The sequence below is a fragment of the Lysinibacillus sp. BPa_S21 genome (genome assembly GCF_023337795.1).
Lineage (GTDB): Bacteria > Bacillota > Bacilli > Bacillales_A > Planococcaceae > Lysinibacillus.
The window spans coordinates 57,044-73,191 of record NZ_JALIRS010000002.1 but is presented as its reverse complement, the minus strand read 5'-3'; the positions used below and the strand labels follow the sequence as shown (position 1 = coordinate 73,191).

Below are 16,148 nucleotides of genomic sequence, written 5' to 3'. Positions count from 1 at the left end.
TAACAAAATGATAATAACGCCAACGGGGGTAGGGATTATAGAAACGCAAAAATCGATAGAGAACATTCAAATTTTATCAGATGGACAAAGTCTAAAAAGAAGTTTAAAAATGCGAGATTTAGTTATTTTTGGTCTTGGCTTTATGGCACCAGTTGCAGCGATGTCAATGTTTGGAATTATTACATTGGTATCTCAGGGCCATTCTGTCCTCTCATATGTTCTTGGTTTTGTTGCAATGTTATTTACGGCGTACAGTTTCGGTAAAATGGTTGAAGCTTTCCCAGTTGCGGGCTCAACCTATACCTACGCCCATCAAGCGCTACACCCTAAAATAGGATTTATAGCTGGATGGGGAATGCTCCTTGATTATCTGTTGATACCCATGCTAACTTTTTTGATCAGTGCAAGTTTTGCAAACGCCCTTGTACCAAGCATTCCGGTATGGGGTTGGGTTCTCATTTTCGCGATCCCAATCACGATTGTAAATATAATTGGAATTGATATAGCAGCTAAGTTGAATTTAGTCTTAGTGTTCCTCATGATTATCGCGGTGATTGCCTTCGTTTTCAGCGCAAGTCACTATATTATAACGGGTGATTTAACGTTAATAAACTATACCGCAATTTATAGTGGCGATTCATTTTCAATAGGAGCAGTTATTGGCGGGGCAGCTATTGTTATTGTCGCTTACCTAGGTTTTGATGCTATTACGACCTTGGCTGAAGAGACGAACGTAGGGGGCAATAAAATTGGTTTGGCCATTTTGTTTACCTGTATCATTCAAACAGTATTTTATATTTCCGTCACTTATTTAGCAGTGATTCTTATAGGAAACTATTTAGCTATTGATAATCCAGATACAGCTTTCTTCAATGTGTTAGAGACTATAGGGGGCGGGTTTCTCCAGACTTATATTACACTTACGATTATCGCATCTGGAATTGCAAGTGCCTTAGCGAGCCAATCAGCTTCTAGTCGTCTGCTCTTGGGGATGGGGCGTGACAATGTCATCCCTCAAAAATTTTTTAGCTATATCCATCCAAAGTATAAAACACCGATTAATAATATTTTGTTAATGTCAATAATCGGAATTATGGGTGCGATATCTTTGAATCTGCAAATGGTATCCGACTTAGTTGCATTTGGTGGATTATTAGGATTTGCTTTCGTGAATATTTGTGTAATTAATCATTATTATTTAAAAAACAAACAAAAAAATATCGTTAAACATTTAATTATTCCATTAATTGGGATGTTAATTTGTCTTTATATCTTATGGGGGCTTTCAACAACCGGAAAAATAGTTGGATTTGCTTGGATGGGAATTGGTGTTTGTTATTTAGCAATTCGATCCATGTATTCAAAAGAACCCAAAAAACTCTTAACAGATATAGAAGGGCAGAATATTAGTTAAAAAAATTATCTCTATAACAGATGGAGAGCCTGTTAGAGCGTAAAAGGGTAACTTCATAAATCGATACTTAATTATTAAAGGGAGGAATAAAATATGCAACTCGTTACAAATCGGTATAACCTAAGTAAAATGGAATTATCAGAACTGGATAAAAAACATTATTTGCATCCAACCACACCACCAAGAGCACATTATTTATCAGGGCCTTCTACAATTTTTACAGAAGGCAAAGGCATTTATCTGAAAGACATAGAGGGGAAAGAGCGTATTGATGGGGTTTCGATGCTTTGGAATGTTAACCTTGGCTATGGCAATGAAGAACTTGCTGAGGTAGCAAAACAGCAGATGTTAAAACTTTCTTACAGCTCTTCATTCAGCGGACAATCCAATGAGCCCGCTATCCTTTTAGCACAGAAAGTGGCCTCATTAGCACCTGGTGATTTGAATGTTTGTTTCTTCACATCTGGAGGCTCGGAATCTAATGATACGGCTTTTAAACTAGCCCGTTTTTATTGGAAAGTAAAAGGTCAACCAGAGAAAACAAAAATTATTTCTCTCGAACAATCATTCCATGGGGTTACAGTAGGAGCCACAAGTGCTACCGGAATCGAGGGATTCAACCAATTTACGACTTCTAATGCTCCGAACTTCCTTACAGCTGCGGCGCATGCTTTGAATGCAGAACTCGGTGACAAAAGTGATCCAAATTACTCGCGTTCTATTCGCGGGATAATTGAATCAGAAGGATCTGACACCATAGCAGCTGTCATTCTGGAGCCAATCCAAGGCGCGGGCGGGGTAAGGTTCCCTCCTGATGGATACCTTCAAGCTGTTCGCAAACTTTGCGACGAACACAACATTTTGCTTATTGCAGATGAGGTGATTTGTGGGTTTGGAAGAACCGGAAAGACTTTTGGTGTTGATAATTGGAACATTGTTCCGGACCTTCTATGTGTTGCAAAAGGTATCTCAAGTGGTTATGCCCACCTAGGTGCCGTAATTATGAGAGAGCATGTAAGAGAAGCATTTATTCAATCAGATGAAATGATGTTCCATGGATTCACATATAGTGGACATCCAATGGCTTGCGCGGTTGGCTTGAAGACACTTGAAATATTAGAAAGAGATCAAATTGTTGAGAATAGTAGACTTCGCGGTGAAGAATTATTAAAAGGACTTCAATATCTCGAAAGCAATCATAAATATATATCGAATGTAAGAGGTCTTGGTCTACTTGCAGGTATTGAGCTAGTTAGAGATCCTGAAAACGGCATCTCATTTGATCCGACGGTACATGCTGCAGCTCTGTATACAGATATATGTATGGATTTAGGGCTGCAATTGCGTTACTTCGATTGGAAGGGAACAAATACGGTTGCGCTTGCTCCACCGCTTATTATTACAAGCCAACAGGTTGAAGAGATTATTAACAGAATGTCTGAGGCTCTTAAAAGATTCGAAAAACAAATTTAATTTAATGGTTGATGAGAAGTGCATGTTGGCCACCCGTTTGAAATTTATATTCAAATGACATCTAAAAATTTTGAGCACATGCATCAAAGGTGTCTAAAGTATCTCTAGCCATTTACTCTGGGCATAGCAATCTTCTGTTACGGAAGTTTTGCTGTGTCCTAATTTTTTTGCATTTTTTAGGTAAATAAGAAAAGAAACGACAAAGGGTCACTAGCTGAGAGAGACCCTTTATCATAAGAGATGTTCGGATGGCTAGTAGATTTATAATGATATACTAACAGTTTTCTCCATTTACAAAAGTAGCGCCGATTATAATTAGAAGAATGAATAGAACTACAATTAGCGCAAATCCTGAACCAGAGCCACGGCTATAGCCACCGTAACAGCCACAGCCATAGGAATAACAGTTGTTTCCATAGTATCCCATAAAGAAATCCCTCCTTTCTACAATATATAATATGTTAGCTGTAGAGAAGAAGTGGGGTATTTATCCATTCACTAATAGGCATTAAAAATTAATCAAGTCAGCGGGAACGGTAAAAATGCACAAAAGACATCTGGTGTTGTCGTTACGCTTTCGCACAAAAAACATAGAAAATGTCCCGTATAATTCGAAATATTGGACAGCGTTAAGTAAAAAAGACCATTCTGTAAAATTGAATGGTCTAGTAATACAAGCTTGTTTAAACAATATTAATTCCTGCACTTGCAGTACCGATAACTAAGTCAACTGCAGTTTCTGCTTGTAACGATGAAATATAAAATACCATTAATAAACGATCACCTGCAGCTACAGGTACTGGTGAGATAGTAGCCGATGCAAATACTAAAAGGCCAGTGGGTATAGGTGCTGTAACAGATGGGACTAAATCAACGCTGGCACTTGTACCAGTAAAAGTATTACTTCCTACAGGTGCCTGAAAAATTTGAGCACGGATTGTCACAAATCCTGATTCTATCTGTCCCGCCAATGCAGTATACGAGGCTGAAATAGCAGTAATATTCCCGTCACGTGGGACGTTGAAGGCCTCACTTAAAATTCCCGTTAAATTAATTGTATTATTGGCAATAGGTACAAGGTCTACAGCAGTACCAAACCCTATAAGACTAGCAAGATTATTGCCTAGTATATTTTCAACTACAGTTTGTGTATTTCCAGAGAAAAAGGGAATTATCGAACCGCCACTATTTTCAGGTTCCGTACTTATACAATTTATATCTTTGGCTACAAATGGTTTAACATTAATACATTCGTTTCTTTTTGATATACAATTAAAATTATCATTAGTTGTGCACATAAATTTTTCTCCTTTCATGGCTATGATATGTCCAAGAAAGTGAGTGAGAAGGGCTTTTAACTTTATAAAGAACTGCATCTTTTAGGCTGGGCAGTGTACACCGAACCAGGTGTACAAGGTATTTCTATAGGTGATTTTCACCTTACTTAAAAGCATGTTACTTTAAGCTTTAATTTTTATGAATTATATTGTTAATTTTTACTTGCTATTAATAATTATTAGCGCCGAATTTAACCTGCACATTTGCATCCTCGCACTCTTTTTTTATTAGATAGATCATTTCATTTGCTTGATATTTTGATAGTTCGTTTGCCATCACTGTTACAGAAACTTCTTGGCCTTCAATTCGTACTAAAGCATCGGGAAAACCTAATGATTTAATGTCCATCTCAAGTAATGCTTCCGTAGATTCTTCTTTATTGAGCGTATCAAGCTCAATAGAGGCCTTATTTTTTTCTTCAACAAAATATTCTTCTGACGTTATTTTTTGCGTTAACTTTTGGCGAAGTTGGTTTCTCTTGTTACTAACTTGAAGGCGCGTTTCTTCAAATAAAAGGCTTGGAGAAGAAACTTCCCTTGTTACACTCTGTATTGTTGCTTTTTGATCTGTATCTTCTTTTAAGGCGATCTCCGGTTGTGATTGTTTTGGTGGAACCATCAAATAATACATTGAAATAACTGCTACTATAGTTAATAATGCAAGTAACCAAGACGATTTACTTTTTAGTTGCATTCACTGTCCCTCCCTCAATATATTTGGTTAAACACCACTATGCAATTTTTCAATGTCTGTTTTATGAGAAATTTATTTATAATTATGCTGACAGTTAAACGAAAACAACTTATTTTTCTGCCCGATTTGGCGAAGCCGCTTTAAATTATCGAAAATAAGTTTTGCATTCGCTTTTAAAATGGGTGTCATGAACGAGTATATTGTTACATGTCATGTTTGGCTACAGGGGAGAAATATCTACGGTCAACGACTAATAAAAGGGTACTAAATATTTATGATTCAGTACCCTTGTGTTGATTATTTTTTTCATGTAACTATAAGAATAATAAGCCGAATATAGAAAGGAGTAGAGACATTCCGAGAATTATCCCAACAACTTTCATATGTCTTTTCCGTCCCATTACAACAATTGCAACATATTCACGAATCATTGCGTTGGGCCAATAATAAAAGGCTGTTTTTGAGCCGATACCCTGGCTATTCAGGCCAGCTTGTCTAGCGTATAGACCAGCACGGAAAAGATGGAAATTATTCGTTGTAAAGATGCTGTTGTATTTGCCATCTGGTTTTAATGTATCCATAATTTGTTTCGAAAATAACATATTTTGATAGGTGTTTACAGAACGATTTTCTTGCACAGTATGCTCAAGAGGAATGCCTTTTTCCACAGCGTATTTTTGCATCGCTTCCGCTTCGGGCAAATTTTCATCGTGACCCTGCCCTCCTGAGAAAATGATTGTTGGTGGTGTGGTAACCGCTGCTTGTTTCTGATAAAAATCAATAGCTTTATTAATTCTACTTGCAAGAAGTGGTGGTACTTTATCGTTAATTAAACCACTGCCTAGTACGATGATAAAGTCTTGGTTATATTTTGGTTTATTAAACTGATAGAGGAAATAAGCAGATAGAAAGTTTGATAAATGAATCAAGAAATAAAAAATAATAAGCGATATTCCACCAAAAATAGGTTGAAATATACTAGATAACAAACTGGATGGACTAATAATAGGCATGATAAAAAATAATAAAATAATAATAGCTACAATTAAAGTTAAGGAATTTGCTAAGCGTCTTCCTTCTCTTTTCATTAAAATTCTTGCATTAAGAAATAGGCCGAACATTAAAGCTACAATTCCAAAAGGTATTATAAAGAAAAGTGCTATTAAAGGAATAATAACTAAAAGCTGTATAATATTGTTTTCAGATGCTAAAGAAACAAACGTACAAAATAAAAGGAATGAGCAGAAAAAAATATTAAATAAAAAGCCATTTACTATTTTTCTGGGATCTTTCAAGTAAGAATACAGAAAAATAAAAAATAGGATAAGCGGAATAATCCCAAAATACATAAAAACCCTACACATCATCTATATATTTTATTGATCGATTTATTTTTAAACTACTATATATTAGCATAGATTTTTGAAATTACATCCTTTTTACGTAATCCTTACATAAACCTTAAAAAATATTGTTATTTACACATACAGATTAGACGAAATTTACTTTTTTTGGCAAGTCTGGAGCAAATTATTCTAAACTTAAAATAAGGAAAAACAATTCACATATTCAAGGAGGTAACTATATTGATAATTATGGAAACAGCAAGATTAGAATTACGAGAATTAAAAGATGAGGATATTTCTGTTCTTTACACAATTTTTTCAGATGCTGAAACCATGAAATATTATCCGTCACCATTTAATTTAGAACAAACTAAAAATTGGATTGAGAAAAATAAACAAAGATATCGAGAAGATGGTTACGGTTTATGGGCTGTCTGTTTAAAAGAATCGAAAGAGTTAATTGGAGATTGTGGTCTCGTTAAACAAATAGTTGATGGGAAAACTGAAGTTGAGGTGGGCTACCATATTCATAAAAAATATTGGTCTAAAGGATATGCAACTGAAGCAGCTAAAGGTTGTGTGGAATATGGATTTACGCAGTTAGGACAAGAAAAATTTATAAGTATTATTGATCCTAAAAATGGACCGTCCATTCGTGTTGCTGAAAAAAATGGTTTTATGAAGGAAAAGGAGTCGTTTATTTTTAATAAAATTCACCAAATATATTCACTACACTATCAGAAATTTAATAAATAATATTTTGAAAAAGGATAAGTTGCAATTGTAAAACTAATGAAGACTAAGTGATTACCATTGCAACTTTTTAATACAGAGTATAAGGATTATCAAAGATTCTTTTTTAAATAGTAATGCTTATAATCCCTGCCAACATTGTCCAATGTACCGTAGACTTGATAGCCATGATGTTGATAAAAATCTAAAGCTTGAAAACTTAAAGTATCTACCTTAATGAAATCACATTTGTTTTTAAAAGCAATTTGTTCGATTTCTAATAATAATTTAGAGCCATAGCCTAAACCACGAATATCCTCATCAATCATAAGGGTATGTATTTCTAACCAATTCCAACAAATTTCCCCCAATATACCACCACAGATTTGATCATTTTCATCTGTAAGGTAAAGGTTGATCTCTTGATATCGGCCTCTTAAATACTTTGGAAAATGTTTCAAATTGTATTCGTAAAGCTTGTTATTAATGAAAGATTTTTTACGATCATTTTGCTCTTGTGAAATGTTGTATTGTATAAATTTTTCCCCTCCTCTTTTATCGCGGTTGATGTTATTTTCAAACCATATGACTGAACCAATGCAACATCCTTATTTTAGCATAAGTGTAATATTTTCAGCGGATCAAACAAATGACCAGGTACTGTGAAATAGACCTGGTCATTTGTAAATCATTCATTTATTTTTTCATTCTCTGGTTCTAAGTGAATAAGAATATTAGCTTGAGAAAAGATGCTATTAATTTGTTCTTCAATACGATCACATAAATCATGAACGGTTTCAATGCTTTCATTGGATGCTACGACTAAATGGAAATCGATGTATTCTTCCGCCCCAGAACGTCTAGTTCGAAAATCGTGATACTCAATGTATTCATCTTTAAATGATTCAATAATTTGAATAATTTGTTCTTCCTCTTCCGTCGATAATCGTGCATCCATTAATGGAGGAAATGTTTCTTTCATCAGTTTGAAAGCTTCTGTCATAATATAGCATGCTAATATAATACCGATGATTGGGTCTAAAATATACCAGCCCGTTAAATGGACAATCAATAAACTCAAAGCAACGCCCAATGATGTATAGACATCTGTAAGTAAATGCAATGCGTTTGATTTCATGGCAACAGAGTTGGTATTCTTTGCAGTTCTATAAACAATCCGTGATACAAAAAAATTAATCAAGGCGCCAAATAACATAACTAGTATTCCTAGGACTGGGAGTTTGATTGGAGTAGGGGTGATAATTTTATGAATACATTCATAAATAATCCAAATCCCAGCAACAAAAATTAACAATGTTTCAATGGTCCCTGAAATATTTTCAACTTTACCATGTCCATAAGGATGTTCTTTATCAGCTGGTCGACTGGAAATTCGTACGGAGAGAAAGGCAATAAAAGAGGCAAGTAGGTCTAGAAGAGAATGGATTGCCTCCGATAAAATGGCAACTGATCCAGTGAACAATCCAACGATAATTTTTAATAGGACAACAGTAAAATTACTTATAACAGATAAAAAAGCAATTTTTGATGAATGCACCTGAAATCACCTCCTGATATATATAGACCTATGATAACAAGTAAACTTTGAGTGGGTCTATAGCAACGTTTTTTCCTAATTCCGATTAAATAACTGGTGGGCAAAAAAGTTGGTTGAAGGAAACGTTTATAACAAAAATTTAGACAACTAAAAAGCATTTTATAACGTCTTTCAGCAGGTGTCGGAAACACCGCTGAAAGACGTTAAAACCTCCGGACACAATTATGCTGTAATACCGTATGCGAATAAAGGAAGAGAAGATAATGACTATATTATGTGTTGAGGCGATAAAGTTCATTTCTACTTAAATAAAATTCAATTCCAGTTCATTTTTTTTTGTTTGAAAGTTTAGTGATAGTGAATGAAAAAGGGAAAGGGATTGCTATCCATTTTCTACCTCCGATATAATAAAATAAGGCAGATGGTAAAGTGAACTATGTTCAAATTACTAGAACCAATATCGAACAGCAATATATATGGTGTGCACTTTGTGCAACGCAGTACGAGCAGGCGGTAAATGAAAAGTAAGATGGTTAATGAACCGTACGGATGAAGGGCTAGTTTTAAAAGGAGCATTCCTTTTCATGCATATCAACTAAGGACGAAAGATGAAGCACAGAATGCACCTATCAATGGACTACCTTTGGACTGTTGATCAGTTTATGATGTATGAAATTATGCGTGCAAACAAGTTTGGAAATTATTAAATTCCTATTACTAGCAGGGAATTTATCCCGCTTTTAAGAACTTTAAAATTAGAGCAAATAAACAAATACCTAGAAAAGAGCCTAGAGTAAACGACCAAGAAAAATAATCGAAAAAAATGTATGCAATGAATAATCCCAGCATATAGCCGAGAGAAATGCCTAGCAATTGTTTTTTGATATTCAACGATCTCACTCCTTGCTGCGTGAAAGTATTATACTTATTTATAATATTAAGTAAATATCGATGAGAATCAAGAGAAAAGAAGGTGAACATTAGTTTTGAAAATTAGCAAACAGTATGCAGAACATTACATATGGGGAGAACAATGTGATGGCTGGCATTTAGTGAAAAATGATGGTCTCAGTATTATTCATGAACGTATGCCAGCTAAAACGGTAGAGACAAACCATTATCACCATCATGCACAACAATTTTTCTTTGTATTATCTGGAACAGCAACTATCGATATCGACGGAGAACGAATTGTGTTGCAAAAGAATGAAGGAATTGAAGTGCCGCCCCTTAAAGCGCACCAGATGCGTAATGATTCAGAGGAAGAGGTAGAGTTTTTGGTCATTTCACAACCAAATAGCAGGGGAGATCGTATCCAACTTTAAAGTCGTTTTCATTCTTTTGCATGAGGCATGTATTTATTTTAATAAGTATAGTAAATGCTAACAATTGATAAGGGGATGTTTTACGATGAAGATTACAAAGGTGAAACTGTATGTGTATGATGTACATAAAATGAAGGAATTTTACTGCGATCATTTAGGATTTGCAGTAATAAAGAATACGGATGATTTTTTTGATGTAGCTGTTGGCGAAAGTATGATTACTTTTGAAAAAATACCGTATTTGATTAAAAAACAATATCATTTTGCGTTAAATATTCCATGCAATTTATTTAATGAAGCGAAAAGCTGGGTAAAAGAATATGCAGAATTATTATATTCAGAGGGACAGGATGAAGTATATTTTGATACATTAAAGGCTCATTCTTGTTATTTTTATGATCCTGAAGGGAATATTATTGAGCTCATTTCAAGACAGGAAGTAAATCCAAAACAGGATGTAGAGTCTTTTTCACCCGAGTATGTATTAAATATTGCCGAAATGAATTTAACGACGGATGCTATTTATTCAGTAGCCGATAGTTTAAAAGAATACGGTATAATGCCAATGAATCATAACGAAATTCGTTCGAATGCTCTCACGTTTATGGGGAATTATGAAGATGGCGCAAATTTACTTTTAGGACCAAGTGAACGTGTTTGGTATTTTTCTAACAAAAAAGCAATTGTTAGCCCTATTGAGATAGAAATCAATAAAAACTTACAACTATGCATGACCGAAGATGGTGATTTTACCATTTCAAAGCTTTAAAAACACCATCAGAACTTTAAATCTCCTTTTAATTTTCATTAAGCGGGAGAAAAACTGCTCAAAATCCCAATTGGTGAAGATTAATAATCGGTGAGGATGAAGGAAGCTTCCCTGAGTTTCACTTCGGAATAGTTGTGAAAAAAATTCAGCAATCAAACATAAAGGAGTTAATTTATTGAAAGCTAAATGCATTAAATTATATGAATTTGGAAGCCCTCGGGAAGTTTTAAAGTTTGAAAATAAAACAATTCATCCCCCTCAAGAACAAGAAATTCTTGTTCGAATGCTTGCGCGACCTATTAACCCTTCAGATTTAATACCAATATGGGGGAGTTATGCTCATCGGATTTCTTTACCGACTATTCCTGGCTATGAAGGGATCGGTATTGTAGAGGATGTAGGTCCATGTGTTTCTCAAAGTCTTATTGGAAAGCGTGTATTGCCTTTACGAGGAGAAGGAACTTGGCAGGAAATTGTAAAAACAAGCGCAGAATTCGCAGTGGCCATTCCAGATTCTATCGATGATTTTACTGCAGCGCAAATGTATATCAACCCAATGACAGCTTGGGTCACTTGTACGGACATATTACAATTAAGGCCAAATGATGTTTTATTAGTGAATGCTTGTGGGTCCGCAATTGGACATATATTTGCACAGCTAGCTAAATTGTTAGGTTTTCAATTAATCGCGGTCACGAGAAATAATAGACATACGGACGATTTAATTCAGCTTGGCGCTTCCTATGTAATAGATACTTCAACAGCACCACTCTATGAGACAGTAATGGAACTAACAAATGGTAGGGGTGCTGATGCGGCTATTGATTCTATTGGAGGGGTGGCGGGCAATGATCTTGCTTTCTGTCTGAAATCTGGAGGGAACTTTTTAGCTATTGGTCTTTTATCAGGTGTGCAAGTGAATTGGCAGAGAATCGTTAAAGAAGCAAATGTACATGCCAATATGTTCCATTTGCGTCATTGGAATAAGCAAGTATCGGTAGAAAGATGGCAAGATACATTTCATCATTTAATCCATCTAGTTAATAGTGATAAGTTAAAAATGATGACGGTTGATACTCATTATGATTTGTTAGACATTAAAAACGCGATAACGGCTGTTGAATCATCTAAAACTACTAAAGGAAAGATATTTTTAACAAGTTATTAATAGAAACGAAGGGTAATGGTTTTTTACCCCTCGTTTTTTTTATTTTATAAGTAGTATTGCTAGCCTAAATACCATCAATTATTTTTAAATGAACATTCGATGCCACACAAGCCTCATCAGCATTATAGATACCCGTAAAAAAAAATTAGATAATGGAGAAACAATGAAATTCGTGCACTATCTTTTTTTATCCTTTAATCCAAATGAACTAAAAGAGATTCTAAAATGCATAAATATATGTTAATTTGGAGGAATTTACTTTAAATTTGCTAATTAACGATATTTTGGAATAATATTTGTTAAAATGTAGCCTTGTATAAAAGTTGGTTAGAGTGGAAACTAGATGACTACTTAAGATCAGCGCTAAAAACGAGTTATTTAAAATAGCTTGATGTTGTTTGGGAGATGAAAGTATGAAAGAAGCAATTTCTTCAGTTTGTTTAACAGCTGAAACAAAAATTAACATGATGAAGCATAAGTCTGCTAATTATTTGTTGTTAGCCATTTTCGGCGGACTTTTTATCGGATTTGGAATTTTGCTCATCACTACTATTGGTGGCTTATTAAGTCCAACTGAGGTACCAAGTATGAAAATCTTACAAGGGTTAGCATTTGGTGTGGCACTTAGTATGGTCATGATGGCTGGGGCAAATTTATTTACTGGAGATAATCTAGTTTTAACCGTTAGTACACTATCAAAAAAATCATCACCATTAGAGATGTTAGGCATTTGGACGTTTAGTTACATAGGAAATTTCTTTGGTTCTCTTTTAGCAGCCACATTATTCTTTTATTCTGGGCTAGCAGTGGGAGACACAGCGGCTTACATTGAAAAACTGGCTTCAGCTAAGATGAATGCTAGTTTCGTTGAACTTTTATGTCGAGGTATTTTATGTAATTTACTTGTATGCTTGGCTGTATGGTGTACTTATAAATTAAAAACAGAGACTGGGAAATTAGTGATGATTTTCTGCTGTATTTTTCCTTTTGTCACAATCGGTTTTGAGCACTGTATAGCAAATATGACATTGTTTTCTCTTGCTCTATTAATACCTCATGGTGAACTCGTATCCTATGCGGGAGCATTTTCAAATTTATTACCTGTAACAATCGGTAATATTATTGGGGGAGCCGTTATTGGACTTGTTTATTGGGTAAATGGCAGAGAGAAATAATTCACTAGATCGTGTTATTGTTCTTTCCATGGTTTGAATTCGAAGTAAAACACTACGCTTCATGGTAATTTAAAAGTGAGTGTAATGCCTCTTTTAAACAGGGGATTTAAAGCTTTGCGAATTAGTTAATGGAAGAATATCTGATAGATTTCAACTATTAATATTTTGACTTAGAAATAAAAGATAGATAGAATGACAGGTAGAGTTGCTTATGTAACTCTACCTTTTTTATGGATGTTAATGTGATTAATGCTGTGAATTTTATAGATTATGTGAATATAAAAGAGAGGAGGAAGTCGAAAATGGAAAAAGAAGTGAACCAACATACGATCCTTCAAGCAATTTTAGAGCTTTCGAAGCAAATGCAAGACATGAAATCAGACCTTCAGCAACAAATCGAAGCAGTTGAAAAGAGACTGGGAGAAAAAATTGAAGCAATTGAAAAGAGACTAGAAGAAAAAAACGAAGTATTGGAGAAAAGACTAGACAAAGTTGAACAAAATTTAAGTCGAAAAATTGGTCTTGTAGATGCAAAATTTGATGTTTTATCAGTGGATGTAATAACGACAAAAGCTGAAGTATCTATGCTTAAACAAGTAAAATAGCATCAATTTTTGCCTCTGCATAATTGATCCTATATTCATCTATAGCACCAAATAGTAATGGAAGATTTCTGTACCTGTCGCTACATATTGGGTACAAAAGACATTCATTGATAGAAGTTAAATCAAACTTACTGTATCCCTTAAGGTTACGGTATTTTTTTGCTATAATGAATTTTACGAAGGAGTGAAAACATTGTTAAAAACAGAGGTATTCGAACAATTAAAAAAGGCAATGAAAGAAAAGGATGTCTTAGCAAAAGGTGTATTATCACTTTTGAAATCTGCTCTTGATTTAGCTGAAAAAGAAAAGGGAGACGCTTTATCGTCTGAAGAAGAAATGGCGATTGTCAATCGTGAAGTCAAGCAAACAAATCAGGCTTTAGAGGGCGCTCAAAATGCAGGGCGAGCTGATTTAATTGAAAAAGAGGAAGCAAAATTAGTCCTTCTAAAATCATTTTTACCGAAGCAATTAACGGAAGAAGAAATTGTAGAAAAACTTGTGGCAGCTGGGGTTGTAAAAGGAATGAACATGGGAGAAGCAATGAAAATTGCAAAACCTTTGTTAACTGGCCAGGCTGAAGGTGCTGTTATTTCAAAAGTTGTGAAGAGTCTAATTTAGAAACAAAGTGCTCAAGGAAATCTTTGTGAATGTTTGGCACTTTTTCATGCCAGTCTACGCCAATCAAAGATAGCGTATAACTAACACGATGGCTACTCACGATAAACAAACAAAAAAGACTTATAACAACTCAAAACAACCTCCTCAAGTAGTAGGAGGTTGTTTTGTGGGCACACACATTATTATTGTTCTACGTAATGTCCCTATTGTCAAAAAATGAAAATACCTATATACTGATTATTAACCACTGGTCAATAAGGAGGGTAATATGTCACCACGAAAGCCGTCAACAAAAGATTTGACGAAAGAAATGATTATAAATGAAGCTCATAAGCAATTTATCACAAAGGATTTTCACCAAGTATCAATGCGGAGTATTGCTAAAGAGCTTGGTTGTAGTCATGGGGCTATTTACTATCATTTTAAAAATAAAGCAGAAATATTTTATGCAATATTAGGTGATTATTTTTCTGAACTGAATAACACGTTGGATGAAACCGTGAATGGTCCTGGGGATCATAATACGAAACTATTGAACGTTTTTGTAGGCTATATGGCTTTTGGTTTAAATAATCAAAGCCAGTATGAATTAATGTTTATGATAAGAGATAGAGAAATTGATGGGCTTTCACAAGAGGCAGCGAACCTTAGCTATGAAAAATTTGCACAGTCTGTACAGTCCTTATCAATGACTAAACTATTGATTTCAGAGATACACTCTACATTCATTGCACTTCATGGATTTGTTGCACATTATCGTCATTATGTAAAAAATTATGAGGAAGCGAAACAAGCAGTGGATGCACATGCAAAATTTCTCATGAAGGCTTTAACATAAATATAGTAGCTCTAGAAAAATATCTAGAGCTTTCAATTTGCAGTTGTTTGACCAGTGGTTAATTAATCGAGGGGGGAATTAATTTTGCAAACAGCATTAGTGATTGGGGCATCTGGTGGTATGGGTTATGCTCTTGTAAATGAACTAGTAAATCGAAATATACAGGTGAAGGCATTTGCTAGAAATAAAGAAAAGTTAGTAGCACTTTTTCAGCATCACAAAAACGTCGAAATTATTTCAGGTGATGTATTTAATGAACAGCTCATGATGAATGCTTCAGATGGTGTTGATATTATTTTTCATGCTGTTAGTTTTCCATATCAGGATTGGGATAAGTACCATATGCGTTGCATAGATATGGTGATTAAAATTGCCCAAAGGCGAGGAACAAAGATTGCACTTGTAGACAATATTTATGCTTATGGGAGACAATCGACAAATCCTGTAATAGAGCAAGTTAGAAAAGAACCACAGACGAAAAAAGGAAAGATTCGTTTAACGATGGAAAATAAATTGAAAAAAAGTAAAGTACCCTCGTTAATAGTACATTTCCCTGATTTATACGGACCAAATGCAGAGAATACAATACTCTATGAAACATTAAAAAATGTTGTACAAGGTAAAAAAGCTAATTTTGTAGGGAATATGCAAGTGAAAAGGGAATTCCTTTATACAGTTGATGGCGCAAAGGCTATGGTTGAGCTTGCATTACGAGACGACACCTATAATCAGAATTGGAACGTGCCAGCTGTTCATCCAATCGCAGGAGAGGAACTAGTAGAAATTTTACGTGAAATTACTGGCTATCAAAAAGGCGTTCGTACAGTTTCTCAAGGCATGATCCGACTATTTGGAATAGTTAGTCCTTCTATGAAAGAAATAGTTGAAATGTTGTATTTAACAGAAGAACCAGTCATTTTAAGTGGGGAGAAATATGAAAAGGAAATAGGTGCTTTACCACGTACTTCATATAAAGTAGGGCTTGAAGAAACGATTGCATGGATGAAAAAAAGAGCATAGGACTATTAAGCGTAAAAAATCCGCATAAACTTCTGTTGGTAAAATCTTACCTACAGAAAGTATAGCGGATTTTTG

The 16,148-nt window shown here is 34.7% G+C and carries 18 protein-coding genes; 11 read left to right on the top strand and 7 right to left on the bottom strand.

Going from position 1 to position 16,148, the window contains the following annotated elements:
- Positions 1-109: 109 nt before the first annotated feature.
- Positions 110-1,414 (top strand): APC family permease, encoded by a 1,305-nt coding sequence (locus MOK21_RS03615; protein WP_249072617.1) that lies wholly within the window; start codon positions 110-112, stop codon positions 1,412-1,414.
- 93 nt (positions 1,415-1,507) lie between these two features.
- Positions 1,508-2,887 carry an aminotransferase family protein gene (locus MOK21_RS03610; protein ID WP_249072616.1) on the top strand — a complete coding sequence of 460 codons (1,380 nt, stop codon included), beginning with the start codon at positions 1,508-1,510 and terminating at the stop codon, positions 2,885-2,887.
- A 274-nt stretch (positions 2,888-3,161) separates the two neighbouring features.
- Here the strand turns inward: MOK21_RS03610 and MOK21_RS03605 are convergent, their stop codons facing one another.
- The 4 genes from MOK21_RS03605 to MOK21_RS03590 all read right to left on the bottom strand — a co-directional run bounded on the left by MOK21_RS03605 (position 3,162) and on the right by MOK21_RS03590 (position 6,267).
- Positions 3,162-3,314, bottom strand: a complete 153-nt coding sequence (locus MOK21_RS03605) for a YjcZ family sporulation protein (RefSeq protein ID WP_249072615.1) — start codon at positions 3,312-3,314, stop codon at positions 3,162-3,164.
- A gap of 256 nt (positions 3,315-3,570) precedes the next feature.
- The gene (locus MOK21_RS03600; protein WP_249072614.1) at positions 3,571-4,185 is read right to left on the bottom strand and encodes an exosporium glycoprotein BclB-related protein; all 615 of its coding nucleotides are present in this window, start codon (positions 4,183-4,185) and stop codon (positions 3,571-3,573) included.
- A 208-nt stretch (positions 4,186-4,393) separates the two neighbouring features.
- Positions 4,394-4,918 (bottom strand): SpoIIIAH-like family protein, encoded by a 525-nt coding sequence (locus MOK21_RS03595; protein ID WP_249072613.1) that lies wholly within the window; start codon positions 4,916-4,918, stop codon positions 4,394-4,396.
- 314 nt (positions 4,919-5,232) lie between these two features.
- The gene (locus MOK21_RS03590; protein WP_249072612.1) at positions 5,233-6,267 is read right to left on the bottom strand and encodes a YdcF family protein; all 1,035 of its coding nucleotides are present in this window, start codon (positions 6,265-6,267) and stop codon (positions 5,233-5,235) included.
- Positions 6,268-6,513: 246 nt separating this feature from the next.
- On the opposite strand from MOK21_RS03590, the gene MOK21_RS03585 reads away from it, so the two are divergent.
- Positions 6,514-7,020 carry a GNAT family N-acetyltransferase gene (locus MOK21_RS03585; protein WP_374110114.1) on the top strand — a complete coding sequence of 169 codons (507 nt, stop codon included), beginning with the start codon at positions 6,514-6,516 and terminating at the stop codon, positions 7,018-7,020.
- 89 nt (positions 7,021-7,109) lie between these two features.
- Here the strand turns inward: MOK21_RS03585 and MOK21_RS03580 are convergent, their stop codons facing one another.
- The 3 genes from MOK21_RS03580 to MOK21_RS03570 all read right to left on the bottom strand — a co-directional run bounded on the left by MOK21_RS03580 (position 7,110) and on the right by MOK21_RS03570 (position 9,445).
- The gene (locus MOK21_RS03580) at positions 7,110-7,532 is read right to left on the bottom strand and encodes a GNAT family N-acetyltransferase (protein ID WP_249073026.1); all 423 of its coding nucleotides are present in this window, start codon (positions 7,530-7,532) and stop codon (positions 7,110-7,112) included.
- Between the two features lie 152 nt (positions 7,533-7,684).
- Positions 7,685-8,554, bottom strand: coding sequence for a cation diffusion facilitator family transporter (locus MOK21_RS03575; RefSeq protein WP_249072610.1), 870 nt, complete (start codon positions 8,552-8,554; stop codon positions 7,685-7,687).
- 729 nt (positions 8,555-9,283) lie between these two features.
- A complete protein-coding gene (locus MOK21_RS03570) occupies positions 9,284-9,445 on the bottom strand; it encodes a hypothetical protein (protein ID WP_249072609.1) in 162 nt (53 codons plus the stop codon).
- 95 nt (positions 9,446-9,540) lie between these two features.
- On the opposite strand from MOK21_RS03570, the gene MOK21_RS03565 reads away from it, so the two are divergent.
- From MOK21_RS03565 to MOK21_RS03530, 8 genes are all read left to right on the top strand, one after another.
- Complete coding sequence (locus MOK21_RS03565; protein ID WP_249072608.1) at positions 9,541-9,879, top strand: cupin domain-containing protein; 339 nt, start codon at positions 9,541-9,543, stop codon at positions 9,877-9,879.
- A gap of 85 nt (positions 9,880-9,964) precedes the next feature.
- A complete protein-coding gene (locus MOK21_RS03560) occupies positions 9,965-10,648 on the top strand; it encodes a VOC family protein (protein WP_249072607.1) in 684 nt (227 codons plus the stop codon).
- Between the two features lie 175 nt (positions 10,649-10,823).
- The gene (locus MOK21_RS03555; protein WP_249072606.1) at positions 10,824-11,816 is read left to right on the top strand and encodes a zinc-dependent alcohol dehydrogenase family protein; all 993 of its coding nucleotides are present in this window, start codon (positions 10,824-10,826) and stop codon (positions 11,814-11,816) included.
- A 413-nt stretch (positions 11,817-12,229) separates the two neighbouring features.
- Positions 12,230-12,991, top strand: coding sequence for a formate/nitrite transporter family protein (locus MOK21_RS03550; RefSeq protein WP_249072605.1), 762 nt, complete (start codon positions 12,230-12,232; stop codon positions 12,989-12,991).
- A gap of 302 nt (positions 12,992-13,293) precedes the next feature.
- Entirely contained in the window at positions 13,294-13,596 is a 303-nt protein-coding gene (locus MOK21_RS03545) for a hypothetical protein (protein ID WP_249072604.1), read from the top strand.
- 193 nt (positions 13,597-13,789) lie between these two features.
- Positions 13,790-14,215 carry a GatB/YqeY domain-containing protein gene (locus MOK21_RS03540; RefSeq protein ID WP_249072603.1) on the top strand — a complete coding sequence of 142 codons (426 nt, stop codon included), beginning with the start codon at positions 13,790-13,792 and terminating at the stop codon, positions 14,213-14,215.
- A 268-nt stretch (positions 14,216-14,483) separates the two neighbouring features.
- Positions 14,484-15,053 (top strand): TetR/AcrR family transcriptional regulator, encoded by a 570-nt coding sequence (locus tag MOK21_RS03535; RefSeq protein ID WP_249072602.1) that lies wholly within the window; start codon positions 14,484-14,486, stop codon positions 15,051-15,053.
- Between the two features lie 84 nt (positions 15,054-15,137).
- Positions 15,138-16,073: an SDR family NAD(P)-dependent oxidoreductase gene (locus MOK21_RS03530; protein WP_249072601.1), complete on the top strand. Its 936-nt coding sequence runs from the start codon at positions 15,138-15,140 to the stop codon at positions 16,071-16,073.
- Positions 16,074-16,148 lie beyond the last annotated feature (75 nt).

What these genes read in the sequence shown, in the direction of transcription:
- MOK21_RS03615 (WP_249072617.1), top strand. Translation starts at nt 110, where the DNA reads ATGCGAGATTTAGTTATTTTTGGTCTTGGCTTTATGGCACCAGTTGCA.
- MOK21_RS03610 (WP_249072616.1), top strand. Translation starts at nt 1,508, where the DNA reads ATGCAACTCGTTACAAATCGGTATAACCTAAGTAAAATGGAATTATCA.
- MOK21_RS03605 (WP_249072615.1), bottom strand. Translation starts at nt 3,314, where the DNA reads ATGGGATACTATGGAAACAACTGTTATTCCTATGGCTGTGGCTGTTAC.
- MOK21_RS03600 (WP_249072614.1), bottom strand. Translation starts at nt 4,185, where the DNA reads ATGTGCACAACTAATGATAATTTTAATTGTATATCAAAAAGAAACGAA.
- MOK21_RS03595 (WP_249072613.1), bottom strand. Translation starts at nt 4,918, where the DNA reads ATGCAACTAAAAAGTAAATCGTCTTGGTTACTTGCATTATTAACTATA.
- MOK21_RS03590 (WP_249072612.1), bottom strand. Translation starts at nt 6,267, where the DNA reads ATGTATTTTGGGATTATTCCGCTTATCCTATTTTTTATTTTTCTGTAT.
- MOK21_RS03585 (WP_374110114.1), top strand. Translation starts at nt 6,514, where the DNA reads ATGGAAACAGCAAGATTAGAATTACGAGAATTAAAAGATGAGGATATT.
- MOK21_RS03560 (WP_249072607.1), top strand. Translation starts at nt 9,965, where the DNA reads ATGAAGATTACAAAGGTGAAACTGTATGTGTATGATGTACATAAAATG.
- MOK21_RS03550 (WP_249072605.1), top strand. Translation starts at nt 12,230, where the DNA reads ATGAAAGAAGCAATTTCTTCAGTTTGTTTAACAGCTGAAACAAAAATT.
- MOK21_RS03545 (WP_249072604.1), top strand. Translation starts at nt 13,294, where the DNA reads ATGGAAAAAGAAGTGAACCAACATACGATCCTTCAAGCAATTTTAGAG.
- MOK21_RS03535 (WP_249072602.1), top strand. Translation starts at nt 14,484, where the DNA reads ATGTCACCACGAAAGCCGTCAACAAAAGATTTGACGAAAGAAATGATT.